Origin of the sequence: Methylocystis silviterrae (assembly GCF_013350005.1) — a bacterium.
GTDB lineage: Bacteria > Pseudomonadota > Alphaproteobacteria > Rhizobiales > Beijerinckiaceae > Methylocystis > Methylocystis silviterrae.
On the sequence record NZ_JABVWW010000006.1, the window covers coordinates 161,349 to 177,764 of the forward strand.

Annotated in this window: 12 protein-coding genes; 7 read left to right on the plus strand and 5 right to left on the minus strand. The window is 63.2% G+C overall.

Going from position 1 to position 16,416, the window contains the following annotated elements; genetic code table 11:
* Nucleotides 1-24 precede the first annotated feature (24 nt).
* From HUN39_RS09390 to HUN39_RS09400, 3 genes are all read left to right on the plus strand, one after another.
* Complete coding sequence (locus HUN39_RS09390; protein WP_175094219.1) at nucleotides 25-2,724, plus strand: sensor histidine kinase; 2,700 nt, start codon at nucleotides 25-27, stop codon at nucleotides 2,722-2,724.
* The gene (locus tag HUN39_RS09395; protein ID WP_175094220.1) at nucleotides 2,721-3,410 is read left to right on the plus strand and encodes a response regulator transcription factor; all 690 of its coding nucleotides are present in this window, start codon (nucleotides 2,721-2,723) and stop codon (nucleotides 3,408-3,410) included. Before HUN39_RS09390 ends, HUN39_RS09395 begins: the two co-directional genes overlap by 4 nt.
* A 387-nt stretch (nucleotides 3,411-3,797) precedes the next feature.
* Nucleotides 3,798-5,804, plus strand: a complete 2,007-nt coding sequence (locus tag HUN39_RS09400; protein WP_175094222.1) for a hypothetical protein — start codon at nucleotides 3,798-3,800, stop codon at nucleotides 5,802-5,804.
* On the opposite strand, the gene HUN39_RS19635 is transcribed toward HUN39_RS09400, so the two are convergent.
* On the minus strand, nucleotides 5,750-6,211 hold the full coding sequence (locus HUN39_RS19635; protein WP_408631397.1) for a hypothetical protein: 462 nt from the start codon (nucleotides 6,209-6,211) through the stop codon (nucleotides 5,750-5,752). The two genes, HUN39_RS09400 and HUN39_RS19635, sit on opposite strands and share 55 nt — an antisense overlap.
* Nucleotides 6,212-6,220: 9 nt before the next feature.
* Between HUN39_RS19635 and HUN39_RS09405 the strand changes: the two genes are divergently transcribed.
* The 4 genes from HUN39_RS09405 (at nucleotide 6,221) to HUN39_RS09420 (ending at nucleotide 10,238) form a co-directional block, all read left to right on the plus strand.
* Nucleotides 6,221-6,835: a diguanylate cyclase gene (locus tag HUN39_RS09405; RefSeq protein WP_232366021.1), complete on the plus strand. Its 615-nt coding sequence runs from the start codon at nucleotides 6,221-6,223 to the stop codon at nucleotides 6,833-6,835.
* Nucleotides 6,836-7,420: 585 nt separating this feature from the next.
* Nucleotides 7,421-7,603 carry a hypothetical protein gene (locus HUN39_RS09410; RefSeq protein WP_175094228.1) on the plus strand — a complete coding sequence of 61 codons (183 nt, stop codon included), beginning with the start codon at nucleotides 7,421-7,423 and terminating at the stop codon, nucleotides 7,601-7,603.
* Between the two features lie 76 nt (nucleotides 7,604-7,679).
* Nucleotides 7,680-9,230 (plus strand): CYTH and CHAD domain-containing protein, encoded by a 1,551-nt coding sequence (locus HUN39_RS09415; RefSeq protein WP_175094229.1) that lies wholly within the window; start codon nucleotides 7,680-7,682, stop codon nucleotides 9,228-9,230.
* Nucleotides 9,231-9,389: 159 nt separating this feature from the next.
* Nucleotides 9,390-10,238 (plus strand): hypothetical protein, encoded by an 849-nt coding sequence (locus HUN39_RS09420; RefSeq protein ID WP_232366010.1) that lies wholly within the window; start codon nucleotides 9,390-9,392, stop codon nucleotides 10,236-10,238.
* A gap of 51 nt (nucleotides 10,239-10,289) precedes the next feature.
* Here HUN39_RS09420 and HUN39_RS19485 read toward each other — a convergent pair whose 3' ends face one another.
* The 4 genes from HUN39_RS19485 to HUN39_RS09435 form a co-directional block, all read right to left on the minus strand.
* The gene (locus HUN39_RS19485) at nucleotides 10,290-10,418 is read right to left on the minus strand and encodes a hypothetical protein (protein ID WP_269750320.1); all 129 of its coding nucleotides are present in this window, start codon (nucleotides 10,416-10,418) and stop codon (nucleotides 10,290-10,292) included.
* 251 nt (nucleotides 10,419-10,669) lie between these two features.
* Nucleotides 10,670-12,376 (minus strand): bifunctional protein-serine/threonine kinase/phosphatase, encoded by a 1,707-nt coding sequence (locus HUN39_RS19580; RefSeq protein WP_175094232.1) that lies wholly within the window; start codon nucleotides 12,374-12,376, stop codon nucleotides 10,670-10,672.
* 14 nt (nucleotides 12,377-12,390) lie between these two features.
* Nucleotides 12,391-13,653 (minus strand): MFS transporter, encoded by a 1,263-nt coding sequence (locus HUN39_RS09430; RefSeq protein WP_175094233.1) that lies wholly within the window; start codon nucleotides 13,651-13,653, stop codon nucleotides 12,391-12,393.
* Nucleotides 13,634-16,414, minus strand: coding sequence for a nitrate reductase (locus tag HUN39_RS09435; RefSeq protein ID WP_175094234.1), 2,781 nt, complete (start codon nucleotides 16,412-16,414; stop codon nucleotides 13,634-13,636). The genes HUN39_RS09430 and HUN39_RS09435 overlap by 20 nt, the downstream gene beginning before the upstream one ends.
* Nucleotides 16,415-16,416 lie beyond the last annotated feature (2 nt).

Consider the following 16,416-nt stretch of genomic DNA (forward strand, 5'->3'; position numbering starts at 1 on the left):
TGATGCCCCAGAAGGTAGACGTCTTTGGCCCGCGATGACGGAGACTTCGACCGCCGACCCGACCCCGATGCTCTCCTTGCCCTGAGCGACAAGGAGAGCAAAGGGAAACTTCGCGTGTTCCTCGGCGCTGCGCCCGGCGTCGGCAAGACCTACGCGATGCTGGCGCGCGCGCAGACGGTCAAGGCCGAGGGCGTCGATGTTGTCGTAGGCGTCGCGGAAACTCACGGACGCTCTGAGACGCAAGCGCTCCTCAACGGTCTTGAGACGCTTCCACGCCGCAAATGCGAATACCGCGGTCGGATCATCGAGGAATTCGACATCGACGCGGCGCTGGCGCGAAAGCCTCAGCTCGTCGTCGTCGACGAACTCGCGCACACCAACGCGCCCGACAGCCGCCATCCCAAACGCTGGCAGGATGTCGAGGAGCTGCTTGACGCCGGCATCGACGTCTGGACGACGCTCAATGTCCAGCATCTTGAAAGCCTCGCCGACGTCGTATCGCGCGTCACCGGCGTCGCGGTGCGCGAGACCGTGCCGGATCGCGTCCTGCAGAACGCCGCCGACGTCATCCTTGTCGACATCACGCCGGAAGAACTGCTGCAGCGACTAAAGGATGGCAAGGTCTATGTTCCCGAGACCGCGAGACGCGCGACGCAGAATTTCTTCACGCCGCGCAACCTCACGGCGCTGCGCGAACTCGCCCTGCGTCGAACCGCGGAACGCGTCGACGATCAGATGGTCGACTTCCTTCGGCAAGGCGCGATTGAGGGACCCTGGGCGACGGCGGAACGCTTGCTCGTCTGCGTCGGCCGTGATGCAAACTCCGAGGCGGTGGTTCGCGCCGGCGCACGCCTCGCCACGGCCCTCAACGCCACATGGATTGCGCTTTACGTCGAGCGCGCCGGCCAGGAAGAAGAATCTGCTGAGGTCGTGCGAAGCGTCGACCAGGCGCTCAGGCTCGCGGAACGGCTCGGGGCGGAAATCGCCCGCACGCCAGGCGACGATCTTGCAGGCGAAGCGCTGCGTTTCGCGCGACGCGAGAATATCACGCAGATCGTCTTGGGCCGATCGCGCGCACGGCCTTTTTCTCGACTGCTGCGGCGCTCGCTGACCGACGAAATTCTTCGGCGGTCGACCGATATCGCGGTTCACGTCGTCGTGCAGGAGGACAGCCCGCCGCAAAAACGACAGGCTCGGAAATTGCCGACCTTGTCGCAGACATGGCTCGGCTTCGGCGGCGCTGCGGTCTCCGTCATGATGACGGTCCTCGTCGGTTACGGCCTCGAGCGCTGGCTCGGCCTCGTCAATCCGTCGGTCATCTTCCTGCTTCCCGTCGTGCTTTGCGCCGTGTGGCTCGGGATGTGGTCCGCGATCATTGCCGCGGTTCTGTCCTTTTTCGCCTGCGACTTTTTCTTTTTCAGTCCGCGCTATGAACTCACCATTTCGCAACCGCAGGAATTTCTAACGCTCGTCGTCGCGTTGGTGGTCGCCGTCATAACGGGAATGCTCGCGAGCAAGATGCACACTTACGCGCAAAACATGCGGCAGCGGTCTCAAGCCGTGCAGTCGCTGTTCGAATTCTCTCGCAAACTCTCCACGATAGCGACGCCCGACGACATTCTCTGGGCCTCCACTCTGCAGATTCAGAAAGCCGGCGAAGCGTCCAGCGTCATCATGCTGATCCCCGAAGAGGGCGGTTTGAAAGTGTCGGCGGCCTGGCCGCCGGTCGATCGGATGGACGCCGGCGAACTTGCCGCCGCCCGTTGGGCGCTGGAAAAAGCCGAGCCCGCCGGATGGCGGACGGATACGCTGCCGAATGTGCGTTTTCAATTCCGGCCTCTCGCGACGGCGCGCGGCGTCGTCGCCGTTTGCGGGATCGAGCCCAAGACGCCCGAGGAGCCGCTTTCCGCCGCCGCGGAAAGCACGATTTCTTCACTGATAGAACAGACGGCGATCGCGATCGACCGTTCGATGCTCGTCGGCGAATCTGTCAAGGCGGCGGCTCTCGAGGAAAATGAAAAATTGCGGACGATTCTGCTCTCCGCCCTGTCGCATGATCTGCGCACGCCGCTGACCTCGATCACCGGCGCGGTGACGAGCCTGCGCGAACTTGGCGAGAAGCTTCCGCTGGAGGATCGCAAAGACCTTCTGCTGTCGATTGAAGAAGAGGCCGGGCGCCTGTCGCGCTTCATCGCCAATATGCTCGACATGTCGCGCATCGAGTCGGGCGCGCTGGCGCCGCGCAGCGATCTCGTCGATGTGGCGGAGGTGATCCGCGGCGTCCTCGATAGAGCCAAGAAAGCTTTTCCAGGCAAGGATACTTCGATCAGCATCGCGCCCGACCTTCCGCCTATTCGCGGCGACGCCAATCTGCTCGGACAGGTTCTCTTCAATCTGATCGACAATGCGCATAAATACGGCGGACCTGCCGGCGCGATCATTCACGCCCGGCGCGAAGGCGGCGACGTCGTCATCACCGTGACCGACGAAGGGCCTGGCGTGAAAGCAGCCGACCTCGAGCGCATTTTCGAGAAATTTTTTCGTAGCGGGCGTGTTGACGGCCGCAAGGCCGGAACTGGGCTGGGCCTCTCGATCTGCCGCGGTCTGGTCAGGGCCATGGGCGGAACCATCGTCGCGCAAAGCCCTGCTGCCCGCCGTCGAGGCACGAGACTCATCATGCGTTTTCCGGCCGCGGGCGAATCGAAGCGGGGCGTGGCGGCATGAGCGGCGCGCGCGTCCTCGTCGTCGACGATGAACCTCAAATACAGCGCGTCTTGCGGCCTTCGCTGACGGCGAGCGGCTACGAGGTGCGTGAAGCGGCGACAGGCCGCGAGGCGCTGGCGGCTGTAGGCGAACATTCGCCCGACCTCATCATTCTCGATCTTGGCCTTCCCGACATGGACGGCAAGGAAGTGCTGCGAAAGCTGCGAATCCTTACGCGAACGCCGGTGATCGTTCTCTCGGCGCGCGACCGGGAATCCGAAAAAATCGCCGCGCTCGACCTCGGCGCGGATGATTATGTCGAGAAGCCATTCGCAATGGGAGAGCTGCTGGCGCGCATCCGCACGGCCTTACGTCATTCACAGGATACGGCTTTGGAGTCGGAACGCGTTGCGCTCGACGGGCTTGTCGTGAATTTGCATAAGCGCATGGTGACGAAAAACGGCGCGCCGGTGAAACTGACGCCGAAGGAATTCGATCTTCTGGCTTTTCTCGCGCGACATTCGGGCCGACCGTTGACGCACCGGGAAATCCTCAAGACCGTTTGGGGGCCTGCGCATCAGAACGACAGTCAATATTTACGCGTCTTCGTCGGCCAGCTACGAGCGAAGATAGAGGAAAACGCCGCGACGCCCAAAATCATCGTGACCGAACCCGGCGTCGGCTACCGATGTATCGAGTCCGAGTGAGAGGGACTTGTCCTGTGACCGGTCACGCTGCGTTTAAACGCAAGACTCCAGCTTCATCACATTCATAGGCTTTATCAGGCACTTAATTTGATCATTTGCATTTGATTTTGATAATGGAGGCGTCAGATCCGCCCTGCGCACTTCGCAAATCCGCTTCGCGCCCTCACGCCCGCCAGGGCGAGCCCTATTGCGAAGGCAACGGTTGTCGCTCAAGCCGTTACGCGGACTCTGTGGCGGAACAACGTCGTGGCGCTGCACAAGAATGTCCGCGCGGGCGCACGCGCGATGGCGCTGAATTGCGCGATTGCTGCGCGCGCGGATATGCTTCCCCAGACTTCAGCTTCGCATGGCCACGGCGCCATGCCTCACGCTCGGGCGCGGCCGTCAATGTGGAGAGAGCAGTTCGACTATTACTGGGATGGGCGGCGCCGGCTGGCCATCGGCTGGTTCGAAGGCGCCGAACGCGCGGCGGTCCGGCCGGAACTCACGGTCGTCTCGGCGCGCGACGAGCGCTTTACGAGCGCGCCCACGCTCGTCGACGTCATCGGCGCCGCGCGCTGGCGCGCCCGCATCATTATCGTTGATGTGCCGCCTGAGCATCGATTCGTCCGACTGACCGCCGCCGACGGGGCCGAACTCATCCTGGCCCTCTCCGCGGAGCGCGAGCTGCCGCAGGGCGGCGACTGGCGTCTGCTCCTGACCTTGCTGCCGGACGCCGGCGGCGCCGACCCCGTCGCCTTTCGGCTGGCGGCGTTTCCGGCGCGGGGCGACGTCGAACGGCTGTCGCGCGAGCAGACCGCGGCGGCCGGCGCGCGATTGGTATGGGCGATCGGCCAGCGCCGCGTCGTCGAACGCGCCGACAACGCCGTCGTCATCCGCCTCGCGCCGACGCGCCGCATCTTCCCGGCCTATCAAAGCCGACTCGTCCTGGAGGCGGCGCCGTTCGAATCGTCGGCGGCCGCCGACGCGCGCGAGGCGCCCTTCGCCATCATGGAGCATTGGCTGCGCGAATCCGGCGCGCCGCGCATTATCCTTCGCCTGCGAATTCCCGATTCGATCGAAGAGAGCGCCACACTGCTCGGCCGATGCAGCGTCGCGCTGGCGATGAACCAGCGCCGGCGGCTGAAAGGCTGGACGCTCGAGCAGCGGTCGGCGGGAGAACCCGCCGTGGATCCGCTCACCTTCGACGACCTGCGGCAGGCGACGGGCGATCCGCATGAACATCCGGACGCGGCGGAAACGGCGGAGTCGGTCGTCGTCGGCAATCTTCTGGCGCTGCTTGTCGATCCCGAAGAGGCGGAGGTCGATGGAATCGCCTTGCGTCGCAGCCGCGAGAAAGCCGCCCCCGGCATGGGCGAAACCGCGGAAATCGAATTTTACGGCGCGGCCCTCGGCGACGACGTCGGCATCGTTTGCCCGGCCGCGGGGCCCGGCGATCTCGGCATCGCCCCGATTGATCCCGGCGGGCCCGCCTTCGCGCGGCTTTTTCGCGTTGAAGGCGACGGACTCGCGCCGCGCCGCGCGACGGATGACGACGGCCTTCTCGATGAGCTCATGCGCCGCGCCGGCGACGCCGCGCGCGCCGCGACCGGCGCAGCCGCCCGCGCCGTGGCCGAACGCGCCGCCGGTCTGAAAGGCCGGCGCGACAAGTTTGTCGCTTCGCTGAACGGCGCTCTGGCGCGCGCGGAAGTCGCTGCGCGTTTCGAGCCGCCGGGCCTGTGGGATGCGCTCGAGCCCTTGGCGCAAGCGAGCTTCGCCGCGCTCGTCATCGGCGAGACGGGGCCGGCCCGCGCGCGTCTGCAGCAACTCGGCGGCTATGGCGCCTTCTGCGCCGATCCCGCGCTTGCCGCAGTGATTGCGGAGGGCGGCGAATTTGCGCAGTCCGCGCGCCTTTCCGCCGAAACCGCGCCAGCGCGCGGCGCGCCTTCTCTGCTTGCTCGCTATCTCGACGCGTGCGGCGCCCAAGGCATGGCGCCGGCTGGCGTTGACGCCACGCAAGAAGCGCGGCTCATGCGCGCGCTCTTGAAGGAACCGGACGTCGCCGCGTTGTGCGAGGCGCGCGTCGCTCTGGCAATCGACGACGGCGTCCGGCGCGAAGCGGCGAAGGCGGCACGACTTATCGTCGACGCCGCCGCGATCGAGCGGGCGTGCGCGCATTTTGCGGAAGCTGGCGCGAGGGACGCCGCCGACATGCTCAACGCCTATCTTGACGTACGGCGCGCCGGCGGCTGGACGCCGCCGCACGAAGCGCCGACTCTCGCCGCGCTCGTCGCGCGCGCCGGCGTCGAACTCGACGCCGCGCGGCTCGAAGCCGAAAGCCTCGCGCAGGCGCCGCCGGCTCAGGAGCGGTCGAAGGGATTATTGGCTGCGATGCGCGGCTTGTTTGGACGCTGATGGCCAAGGCCCGCGCGGATTCCCCGCTCGCTTGCAAAGCTGCGAAAGCGACAACGAGGTCCCTTCTCAAGAATGTGACACTGAATTGGAATATTCTGCCGCGGAACGCGTGGCGCAAGCAACGCTGAAAACTTCGGTGCCTCATGCCCTTTTCCAAATTGAGCCGCGAGCAAAAGCGGACGACTCTGAATGAGCTCCGGCAGTCGCTTTTTCAGCACGAACTCTGGTACGAGAATTTCAACAGAACGATCATTTGCGATCAGGCTCCCGACGAGCGGGACCTCCAGGAAGATGCGAACCACAGGTGGCCGCTCGGACAATGGCTGCATGGCGCCGGCGCCAATCGTCTGGGTTCGCACCCAAGTTTTTCCCAGATTTTGGTCGCGCATGAGCTTATGCACCGGCACGCCGCAATCATGCTGCGAACCGCGTCGGAGCACCGGTCCATTCCTCTCGACGACTATGAATTATTCCTGTCGGCCCTCAAGCAGGTTCGCGCCCAATTGGTGACCATCAAGCACGAACTCGAGGATGAGCTTCGTAATCGCGATCCGTTGACGGGCGCGGGGAACCATATCGCGATGTTGACGGCGTTGAGCGAGCGGCAGGCCCTCGCGCCGAGACCCACATGTCTCGCGATGATGGATCTGGATCACTTCAGGGAGGTGAACGACACATACGGCCACACGCTCGGCGATGAATTTCTCGTGCAATACGCAGAATTCGTGATGTCCCACTTGCGGCCCCATGATGAGTTTTTTCGCTTTGGAGGCGAGAAGTTCCTCTACTGCGCCGCGGATGCGGACCTGGAACAGGGTCGCGCAGTCGCAGAGCAGTTACGAAAAGGCTTATCGGACAGGGAATTCTTCGTCGAAGGCTATTTGCCGCTCACGGTAACGGCTTCCTTCGGGCTTGCGCTCCTCGACCCATCCGTTCCGGTCGAGCAATCGATTGAGCGCGCCGACCAGGCGTTGCACGCCGCCAAAGCCGCAGGTCGCGATCGGATCGCGAATTGGCAGGCGCCAAACTAGCCCAACAGGGGTGGACGAACTCGCACGCGCCGCTGAGGCGGCACGCGACTCGCACAGCAGCGACCCGGCCGCCGCGGCGCACCCACTGACGAGCGGTAGAACTCGCCCGTCACGAGAGCGTAACCGACAGGCGATAGCGATGCGGCTTTCAAAACCCGGAAAATTTCACCCCGCCGGCGCCGAGTCGGCGGGGCTCTTTGGCATGCTGAGGAGAGCGTGACGAATAGGCGCGCGATCACGGACAAGGTCCTCTCGGCCTTGGAGGGCGGTTCCTGCTCATCTAGCACTGAACGCCGTTCAATCGCGGCGCGGTTTATTCGCCGCGCCTCCGAAGGATTTTGTGGCGAGAAGCTGCTCGCCCACGTACATGGCGATCGCCCCGAAGGCGACAATACGAGATTTGACGGTAGGCGCTTTTATAGCGGTCACCCGAAGACAAGAGGACCAAGCTGCGGTTCTCGCCATTTATGACGTTGCCATTCTGCTTCGTCAGGCGAATAACTTGGGTCTGTAATCGATCGTGGCCGATGCACACTTGGCTCAGACCATCAATTCCATGCAAAGTCACGGGTTCAAGAGGACGACATGACAGATAGCCACAAAACCGAAGTGGAAATTTTGCAGCAGTGGATTGAGGCTGTCGGCGGCGGCATCTCTCTTGGAGAGAGCCTGTTGAAATCTGTAGAGGTGTCAAAAAGAGGCGATAAGCTGACGATCGTGCTGAAGAAAAAGAAGCAGAAAAAAGGGTCCGACCAAACACAGCCATAGTCGCTCCGGACCGACCCGCCGCGGTAGCGCCTGTGGAGCGCTACGCGCCGCTACAAAAGTGATATAAATTCGTCACATGAGCGAGATCGAGCTAAAACTCTTGCTGGACAAGAAGATGTCGAGTGAGATTTGGGCGCGTGTGAAGGCGTCGAAGCTGACCCACGGCGCTCCTGTGACGAGAACGCTCAGAAGCATTTATCTCGATACGCCCGAGCACGCACTGAACAAAGCGGGAATTGCGCTGAGGCTCAGGCGCGATGGGCGGCGGTGGATTCAGGGCGTAAAAACCAGGGCGACATTGCATGGCGGCCTTTCGCAGGTCGGCGAGGTAGAGAACCCGGCGCCTGGCGGACGCCTGTGTCTCGATGCAATTTCTGACTCATCGATTCGGGAGGAGATCGTTGACCGCGTCAACGGCGCCCCGCTTCAGCCCGTTTGCGAGACGGTGATCACGCGCAGGACGAGCGAGCTGACGCTTTCGGACGGGACGCGCGCGGAGCTCGCGCTCGACATTGGCGAAGTTCGGGCCGGCGAACGCTCCGCTGAACTCTCCGAATTGGAAATCGAACTCCTCGCAGGCAACGCAAGCGGACTGTTCGACATTGCACAAATTCTGGTTCCTGATGGCGGGTTGCGGTTCTCCCGACTATCCAAGGCCGCCCGCGGCTATTTGTTAGCCGAAGAGGGGCGGATCGATCAGCCGCTCGCACCGCGCAATGCTCAAGATATTTTGCTCGATCCGGCGCAAACCGCCGAGCAAGCGGCGCGTGACGTCTTGCGCGAATGCCTCGATCAGATCGCCACGAATGTGCTCGTCGTACGCCAGCTGGACGACGACGAAGGACCGCATCAGCTGAGGATCGGCCTGCGGCGGTTGCGCAGCGCATTCTCGGTCTATGCTTCAGTGTTGGGAAACGCGGTGATGAAACGGCTCGACGGCGAGGCGCGTTGGCTTGGCCGGGAGGTCGGGAGTCTGAGGGATCTCGATGTGGTGGCGAACGACATGGCGCGGCGAGAAGCCGAAACTCATCCCGACGAGCCTGGACTTTCGGCCCTCGCCGATGTGGTCTTGCGGCAGGCGCGAGAACGGCGCGAGCAGCTGCGCAAGCTTCTTGCCGGCGCGCGCGTGCAGGCGTTCCTCATTGATCTTGCGCGGTTCGTGGAGACGCGTGGCTGGCTTGTCGCGCAGGATTTCGGCCAGACCGAGCGGCTGGCGGCGCCGATTGCGGCCTTAGCGCGCCAGTCTCTCAACAAGCGTTGGAAGAAGACCGCTAAGCATGCTCAGGGACTTGCGACGCTGACCGTTGAACAGCGCCACGAGCTGCGCAAAGAGCTCAAAAAGCTGCGCTATGCGGTCGAGTTCTTTTGCTCCTTATATCCGGCGAAACGAATCGATCCTTTCTTGAAGCATCTTAAGAAGCTGCAGACCGTGTTTGGCGACCTCAACGACGCCGCGACAATGAAAGCCATGTTCACGGGAACGGATGTCCCCGGCGCCGACGCTCCATCGGTACAGCGCGCCATCGGCTGGATGATCGGGGCGAGTCAGGCGCGCGCCGAGTTGGGCTGGATCGGCGCCAAGGCGCTTTGGAGAGATCTCGAGCATACCCGCCCGTTCTGGAAATGACGACGTCGCAATCGGCGCGCTAATGGGCGTTTCCTTGGTAATCTTTGATCGCCCTTGGCGCTATGTTACCAGGTAAATGGTTGGACGTTGAGATTGCGGCGCGCGATACGATGCGCGCTGACTTGTTGATGGATGTCGGATATTGGGAGACTGAAATCTATGCAGAGCGATCCGTTCAGCGAGATCAACGCCACCTTCCGAATGCTTTACGGCGCAAATCGCGACGAGGTGTTCGCATCGACGCCGGTCTCGGCGATCACATTGATCGGGACCGGCGAAATCTGGCGTATCGAGCATGGCGCAGTCGTAAAATCCTATCCGCCAACGCCGTGGCTAACTCACGTCAAGTCGCTGATGCATGCGGTCATCGGCGTCCAGGGAACCTGGGCACGCCTGGTGCGTGGGAAGGACCTCGAGTCCGCACGGCTCGCGGCTGTCCGCCTGAATAGGGCGCTGGAGGAGGCTGTCTCGCGTTTGTCGCGTGAGCTGCCCGCCGAACTTGTGTCTCCCGCGCAAATCGTTCTCGGTCAGCTGCTTCAGCTCTCAGTCAACTGGGCCGCAGGTCAGATGGCGACGCCTGCGGAGCTCCCGGAAGCTCTCGAAAAGGTTCAGGTCGAACTTGAAAAGATTATCACCGCGGTGGGAGAGGCGGTCTACGCATCCATCGTCAGAGGCTTGCACGGCTTCATCGACGAGACCGACCCTGCAGTTTGGGAGAGCTGTCTCGTCTGCGTTTGCGGCGTGGCCTTTGGGCGCCGCGACAATGTCGAAATCGCAGCCGCCATGTCGTTGATGGGCGAAGAGTCGGTCGGAACGCGGCTTCTCTATCTCGAGAATGCGCATGATCTGCCTCAGGCCATGGCGTGTTTGGCTGCGGCTCTCGCCGATAGGGATCTCGGAGAAGGCGTTTTCAATGATCCCTATCGCATGTGGCGCGATCTTCTGGGCGACGTCGCCGCGAGGCATGTTGGTAAAGGTTTCTTCCCGACGCTCGGCCGCGATCGATGACGATTGTGTTCTGCGCGTCGGCCAGAGCCGACTGCGCGCGACCGCGAAGCGTCAGAAGAGCCCCGCATTATAGATGGCGACGTGACTGAATTCGCCAAGGGCCATGGCGATGTTGAGCGCTTCGGCGGCCAATGTGATGGCGACGACTCCGAAAATTCCTGTCGTGATGATCGGTCCCATGACGTTCTCCCTTCTGCGTTAATCAGAAGTTAAGGAGAGACGCGCGCTGGCGCTGTGCGCCGACGCACAAGCCGTGAACGCCGGAAATCGCCCGGCTCAAGCGAATTCGCGGTAGCGTTGGACTGAGCTACCCGCTCGTCTAGAGCGCGGCTCGCGAAAAAGTGGGAACCGGTTTTTCGCGTAGAGCGCGCTCTAAACTTTGGGAATCAATCACGCTGCATTTGGGCGATTCCGCCCAAATGCAGCGTGATCTAGCGATAAAAAAGCGAGATCGCCAACAAGAGCGCCAGCAGCAAACAGAGCGTTTGCCAGAATATGACAGGGTTGCGTTCGTAGAGGGATTTTTTGCGCAGCGTCAACGGCTGCGCGCGCGCCGAGCCGTTTTCAAGCTCGAAGGCAAACTCCAACACGTCGCCGAAACGATCGGCGCGCTCGACGGCGATCGCTTTGACGATGGCGGCGTCGAGCCAGGCCGGAAGGTCGGGTCTCTTGTGGGCAAGCGGCGGCGGCTTGGTGAAGCGAGGTCGGCTGAAGGGCTCGATTTCGCCGTAAGGATAGCAACGGCTGAACATGCGATAGACCGTCGCTCCGAGCGCATAAAGATCGGACGCTTCATCGCCGGCGGCGCCGTCGAAAAGCTCCGGAGCCATATAGCTCGGCGTGCCCGGCGCATGCGCTTCCGGCAAATTCTCAAGATTCGGCGCGCGACAGACGCCGAGATCGACGAGACGCAGCCCGCCATCCTTGAGCAATATAATGTTATCCGGTTTGATGTCGCGATGGATGACGCCGCAGCGGTGCAGGGTCGCGATGGCGCGCGACAGGCGCGTGGCGATCGAGGCGCCCTCAGCAAGGTCGATGCGCGGTTCGCGCCGCAGCCGCCGCTCCAACGTCTCGCCATCGTAATATGGCATCACCGAATACAGCCGGCTTTGTCTGCCCGGGTACAGTTCGACGACTTCGCCGATGAACGGACTTCTCACCCGCGCCGCAACCCAGGCTTCATTGACGAAGGCGAGCCGGTAGGCTGCGTCATTGGCGACGCGCGGATGCGGAAATTTCAAAACGACCGCTTTTCCGTTCTGCGTATCCGTCGCCCGCATCAGCCGACTGTAGCGCCCTTCGGAAAGAAGGTCGTCAATTCGAAAATCGTCGACAAGATCCCCGATCGCCGGCAGCTCGCCAATCCGCAAGGCTGCGAAGGCGCGCGACAGGGCGCGCTCGTCGGCGGGCGGAACATCGACGACGTCAACGACAAGCGCAGTGACATTGTCATGGCTGCCCGCCTCGAGCGCCGTCTGAACAATCCTTTCCGACGTTTCCTGCGGCCCGCCCCTTTCGGCGAGCAGCGCACGAAGCTTCGCGTCTGGCAACACGCCATGAACGCCGTCCGAACACAGCAGAAATCGATCATGCACATTGAGACTATGCATTCCTTGGTCGAATAAAAGCGCATCGTCGAAGCCGACCGCGCGAAGCAGCGCATGCGCGAAATCACCGCGACCTAAGGTGTGATCTTTCGTCAGTCTTTCGAGGCCGGCGCCAGCGAGTCGGTAGACGCGCGTATCGCCAACATGGAGAATAAAGGCCGTTCGGCGCGACAGGATCAGCGCGCTGAACGTCGTCGCCATGCCTTGCAAAGCGGGGTCGACTCTCGACTGCGCGGCGATCCAACTGTTGGCCGCTTCGAGCGAGCGGGCGGCGGCGCGACTGACGCCCAAAGTCTCCGGCTGCGCATAGTAGCCGTCGATGAAGGCGCGCACGGCGGTTTCAGCCGCCGCGCGTCCGCCCTTGTGGCCGCCAACGCCATCGGCGACGGCGGCGACGACGCCTTGTAAGGCGCCGGCGCCGCCTGAACCCAGGCAAAATGCGACATAGTCCTGATTGTCGGGCCGTCGGCCTTTTTGCGTCGCAAAGCCCGCTTCGATTCGAAGATCATGAACGACGCGGACCGACACGGCTGTTCCTCAGCTCAGATTCGCGCGCCGGAAACGGCGCCCCAGGTCGTCCGCCAGCGCGTCTTAACGAAGATCAAACCGACGAGACCGAGCAGCGCAAGGAAACCGAAGAAGACGAACCCGGCGGTGAAGCCGCCCGTCGCTCCTTTGGAGTAAGCGAGCGTCTTGGCGAGGAAAAATCCGCCAAACCCACCCGCGGCGCCGACGAGGCCCGTCATCGCGCCGATCTCCCGGCGGAACCGCTGCGGCAGCAATTGAAACACCGCGCCATTGCCCATGCCGAGCGATAGCACGCCGACAGAGAACAGCGCCACCGCTGCAAAGGCGACGGGCGGCAGCTGCATCAGACCCCATCCCGCAACGCCTTTCGCCGGGGCCGGTCCCGCCGGCAGAAAGGCGACGGCGAAATAGCAGGCGGAAACGAGAACGAAGAGGAAGCACAACGTCTTCACCCCGCCGATGCGGTCCGCGATATAGCCGCCGACGGGCCTGAAACCAGAACCGAAGGCGACGATCAGCGCCACCATGAGGCCCGCGGCGACTCCCGTGGCGTGATACTGCGTCGTGAAATAGAGCGGAAGCGCCGAAGCAAGGCCAACGAAGCCGCCGAAGGTGATGAAGTAGAAAAACATGAACCAGCGGCTGTCGGAGTCCGCGAGCATTCTGCCGTAGTCGCCAAGCGCAATCGTCGTTTTGCCGCCGGGCGCGTCCTTAGCGGCCAGCGAATAAATGAGCAGCACCAAAACCATCAGCGCGAGCAATACGCCATAAACGGCCTGCCAACCGTAGGCCTCGGCGATCGAGGGCGCAAAAAGCGTGTCGAGCACGACCCCCATATTGCCGGCGCCGGCGATGCCCATCACCAGACCCTGATATTGCGGCGGATACCAGCGGCCGGCCTGCGGCAAGGCGACGGCGAAGGACGCGCCGGCGACGCCGAGGGACAAGCCGAAAAGCGCGATGGCGATCGAACTGTTCAGGCCAAAGACGCACACCAGAGATACGGCGAACATCACGATCGCCTGCGCGAGGATGCCCGTCATCTTCGGGCCGATCGCGTCGGCGAGGAGGCCGAGCGGAACGCGGAAGAATGCGCCGCCGAGAACCGGAATCGCGACAAGCGAGAGTTTGTCCTCGACGGAAATCGGCATGTCTTTGGCGATGTAGATCATCAGCGGGCCGAGTGAGACCCAAGCCATGAAGCTGATATCAAAGTAGAGGAAGGCCGCAAGCAGCGTCGGCCAATGACCGGCCTTTTTAAAATCCGACAGTTTCATCAGATGCTCCTTCTTTCATGCTTGTTTGGTCCTCTCGCGCCGAATCCATCGCAGACTCGGCGGCGAGAGAAACCTTGATGAGACGTTGAATTTCCGGTCGGCAGGAGCCGCAATTGGTGCCTGCGCGGGTGGCCTTGCCGACGTCGAGCGCTGAGCGGCAGCCTTGCTGGATCGCGGCTTCGATTTTCTTTTGGCCGACGCTAAAGCATGAACAGACGAGCGGACCGTCATCCGTCAGCTGTCGGCCCGAGCGACCGGACAACAGCGAAAGCCGCGCTGACTGATCGAGACGATCGCGGGCGAAGAGTTCGAGCGCCAAATCCCAAGATGGCGAAACAGGCGCCAGCGCCCAGATGAGCGCTGCGCGCTCCCCGACGAAGGCTGCGCCCGAGAGAAGGCTCTTCGTTTCATCGATCAATTGAATGACGTCTTCACTCGTCGCCGCGGCGCGGATGACGTCTGTCCAGCCGTCATCTGACAGGTCGCCGGCGACGCGGTAGCCGTAGCCATTGCCGACGGCGACCCGCGCCCACCATACGCCGTCGGGCAGCGTGATCGAGCCGCGCGAGAGGAGGAAGCCCTGACGCGCAAAGCGCAAAGGCGTGACGATGGCGGGCGTCGCCTTGGATTCCGGCTGACCCGAGAAGGGGTCAACGAAGGGCGCGACGAGCGCGCCGATGCGCGCATCCTCGGCGGTTTCATCGGTCCAGTGGATCGGCGCGAAAACATGCCCCGCAGGCTGGCGATCCGTCGCCACCGCACGCAAGACGCAGCTTCCATAGGGCGTCGCGATGCGAGCGAAGCCGCCGTCTTCTACGGCACAGCGCTCAGCGTCCGACGGATTGATCTCCACGAAGGGTTCAGGAAGATGCCGCGCAAGGCGAGGGCTCGCGCCCGTGCGCGTCATCGTGTGCCATTGATCGCGGATGCGGCCGGTGTTGAGCCGGAGCGGAAAGTCCTTCGTCAATGTGGTCGCCAACGTCGGCGTCGCCGGCGCGATGAATGTGGCTCGACCGCCTTGCGAGAAGAACGCGCCGTCGGCGAAGAGGCGCGCGCGGCCCTTGCCGTCGCCATCGCGGATTGGCCACTGCGTCGGCTCGAGCGCGTCATATTCAGCGTCGCTCAGCCGCGCGAGACCGCCAATATCGAAAGCCCGCGCTCCGTCATTCTCGAATGCCGAAAGCGCGGCGTGTTCGCGGAAAACATCTGCAGATGAGCGATAATCAAAGCCTGCAAAGCCCATGCGTCGCGCGACATCCGCGAAGATCGCCCAGTCGGCGCGCGTTTCTCCCGGGGCAGGCATAAAGGCGCGCTGACGAGAGATTCGGCGCTCCGAATTCGTCACCGCGCCGCTCTTTTCGCCCCACGCCTGCGCCGGCAGGAGCAAATGCGCGCCGCTATTGATCGTATCGTTCGACGTCACATTATCGGAGACGATGAAGAGTTCGAGCTTGCTAAGAGCGGCGCGCGCGGCATTGGCGTTTGGAAGCGACGCCGCCGGATTGGTGCCGACGACCCACAGCGCCTTGATGTCGCCGCGCGCGATGGCGTCGAACATCTGCACCGCCTTCAGCCCCTCGCGCGTCGCCATGCGCGGCGCATTCCAGAAGCGGCGAACGCGGTCGATGTATGCGGGCTCGAAGCCCATATGGGCGGCGAGGCTGTTGGCGAGCCCGCCGACTTCGCGCCCACCCATGGCGTTGGGCTGACCCGTGAGCGAAAAGGGCGACGCGCCGGACTTGCCGACGCGGCCCGTCGCGAGATGGCAATTGATGATCGCGTTGACTTTGTCCGTTCCCTGCGCCGATTGATTGACGCCCTGCGAGAATGCCGTGACCGTGCGGGGCGTTTGCGCGAACCATCCGAAGAAGGACGCAATGTCGACCTCGCGCAGTCCGGTCGACGCGGCAGTCGCTTCGATCGACGGCGCGAGACTCCGCGCGGCCTTCAGTGAGCGCTCCAGGCCAGCCGTATGACGGCCGATGTAATCCGTGTCGAAGGCGCCGAGCTTCGCGAGATAGACAAGCAGGCCGCAAAACAGCGCCTGATCCGCGCCTGGCCTGATCTGCAGAAACAGGTCGGCGCTTTCAGCCGTCGGCGTGCGGCGCGTGTCGATGACGACGAGCTTGGCGCCGCGCTCCTCCTTGTTGCGCATGATGCGCTGGAACAGAATGGGATGACACCAGGCGGCGTTGGAGCCGACGAGCACGATGAGATCGGCTTCGTCCAGATCCTCGTAACAGCCCGGCACGGCGTCGGCGCCGAAGGCGCGCTTGTGGCCCGCGACCGTGGAGGCCATGCACAGGCGCGAATTCGTGTCGACGTTGGCCGAGCCGATAAAGCCCTTCATCAGCTTGTTGGCGACGTAATAGTCCTCGGTCAGCAGCTGACCGGAGAGATAGACCGCGACGGCGTCGGGACCGTGCTGGTCGACGATGCGGCGAAATCCGTCCGCGGCTTGGTCCAGCGCCGTATCCCAACTCGCGCGCGCGAAGGCGCCGTCAGACTGACGGCGCATCGGATAGAGAAGGCGCCCCTCCAACCCAAGCGTTTCGCCGAGAGCTGAGCCCTTAGAACAGAGCCGGCCGAAATTTGCAGGATGGGTCGGATCGCCAATCACGTCGGCGCCATTTGCGGACGCGAGCACGCCGCAGCCGACGCCGCAGTAAGGACATGTAGAACGCGTCGCGGCCGCCTGAATCGATGGCGCGCGCTCTTGCAGATTTTCTTGCGGCGCAGGCGCCAGGACTTCATCGAGCATGA

Bases quoted from the DNA above. Each gene is read 5' to 3' on its own strand.
- HUN39_RS09395 (WP_175094220.1), top strand. From the start codon at position 2,721: ATGAGCGGCGCGCGCGTCCTCGTCGTCGACGATGAACCTCAAATACAG.
- HUN39_RS09400 (WP_175094222.1), top strand. From the start codon at position 3,798: ATGTGGAGAGAGCAGTTCGACTATTACTGGGATGGGCGGCGCCGGCTG.
- HUN39_RS09405 (WP_232366021.1), top strand. From the start codon at position 6,221: ATGCTGCGAACCGCGTCGGAGCACCGGTCCATTCCTCTCGACGACTAT.
- HUN39_RS09410 (WP_175094228.1), top strand. From the start codon at position 7,421: ATGACAGATAGCCACAAAACCGAAGTGGAAATTTTGCAGCAGTGGATT.
- HUN39_RS09415 (WP_175094229.1), top strand. From the start codon at position 7,680: ATGAGCGAGATCGAGCTAAAACTCTTGCTGGACAAGAAGATGTCGAGT.
- HUN39_RS09420 (WP_232366010.1), top strand. From the start codon at position 9,390: ATGCAGAGCGATCCGTTCAGCGAGATCAACGCCACCTTCCGAATGCTT.
- HUN39_RS19485 (WP_269750320.1), bottom strand. From the start codon at position 10,418: ATGGGACCGATCATCACGACAGGAATTTTCGGAGTCGTCGCCATCACA.
- HUN39_RS09430 (WP_175094233.1), bottom strand. From the start codon at position 13,653: ATGAAACTGTCGGATTTTAAAAAGGCCGGTCATTGGCCGACGCTGCTT.
- HUN39_RS09435 (WP_175094234.1), bottom strand. From the start codon at position 16,414: ATGCTCGATGAAGTCCTGGCGCCTGCGCCGCAAGAAAATCTGCAAGAG.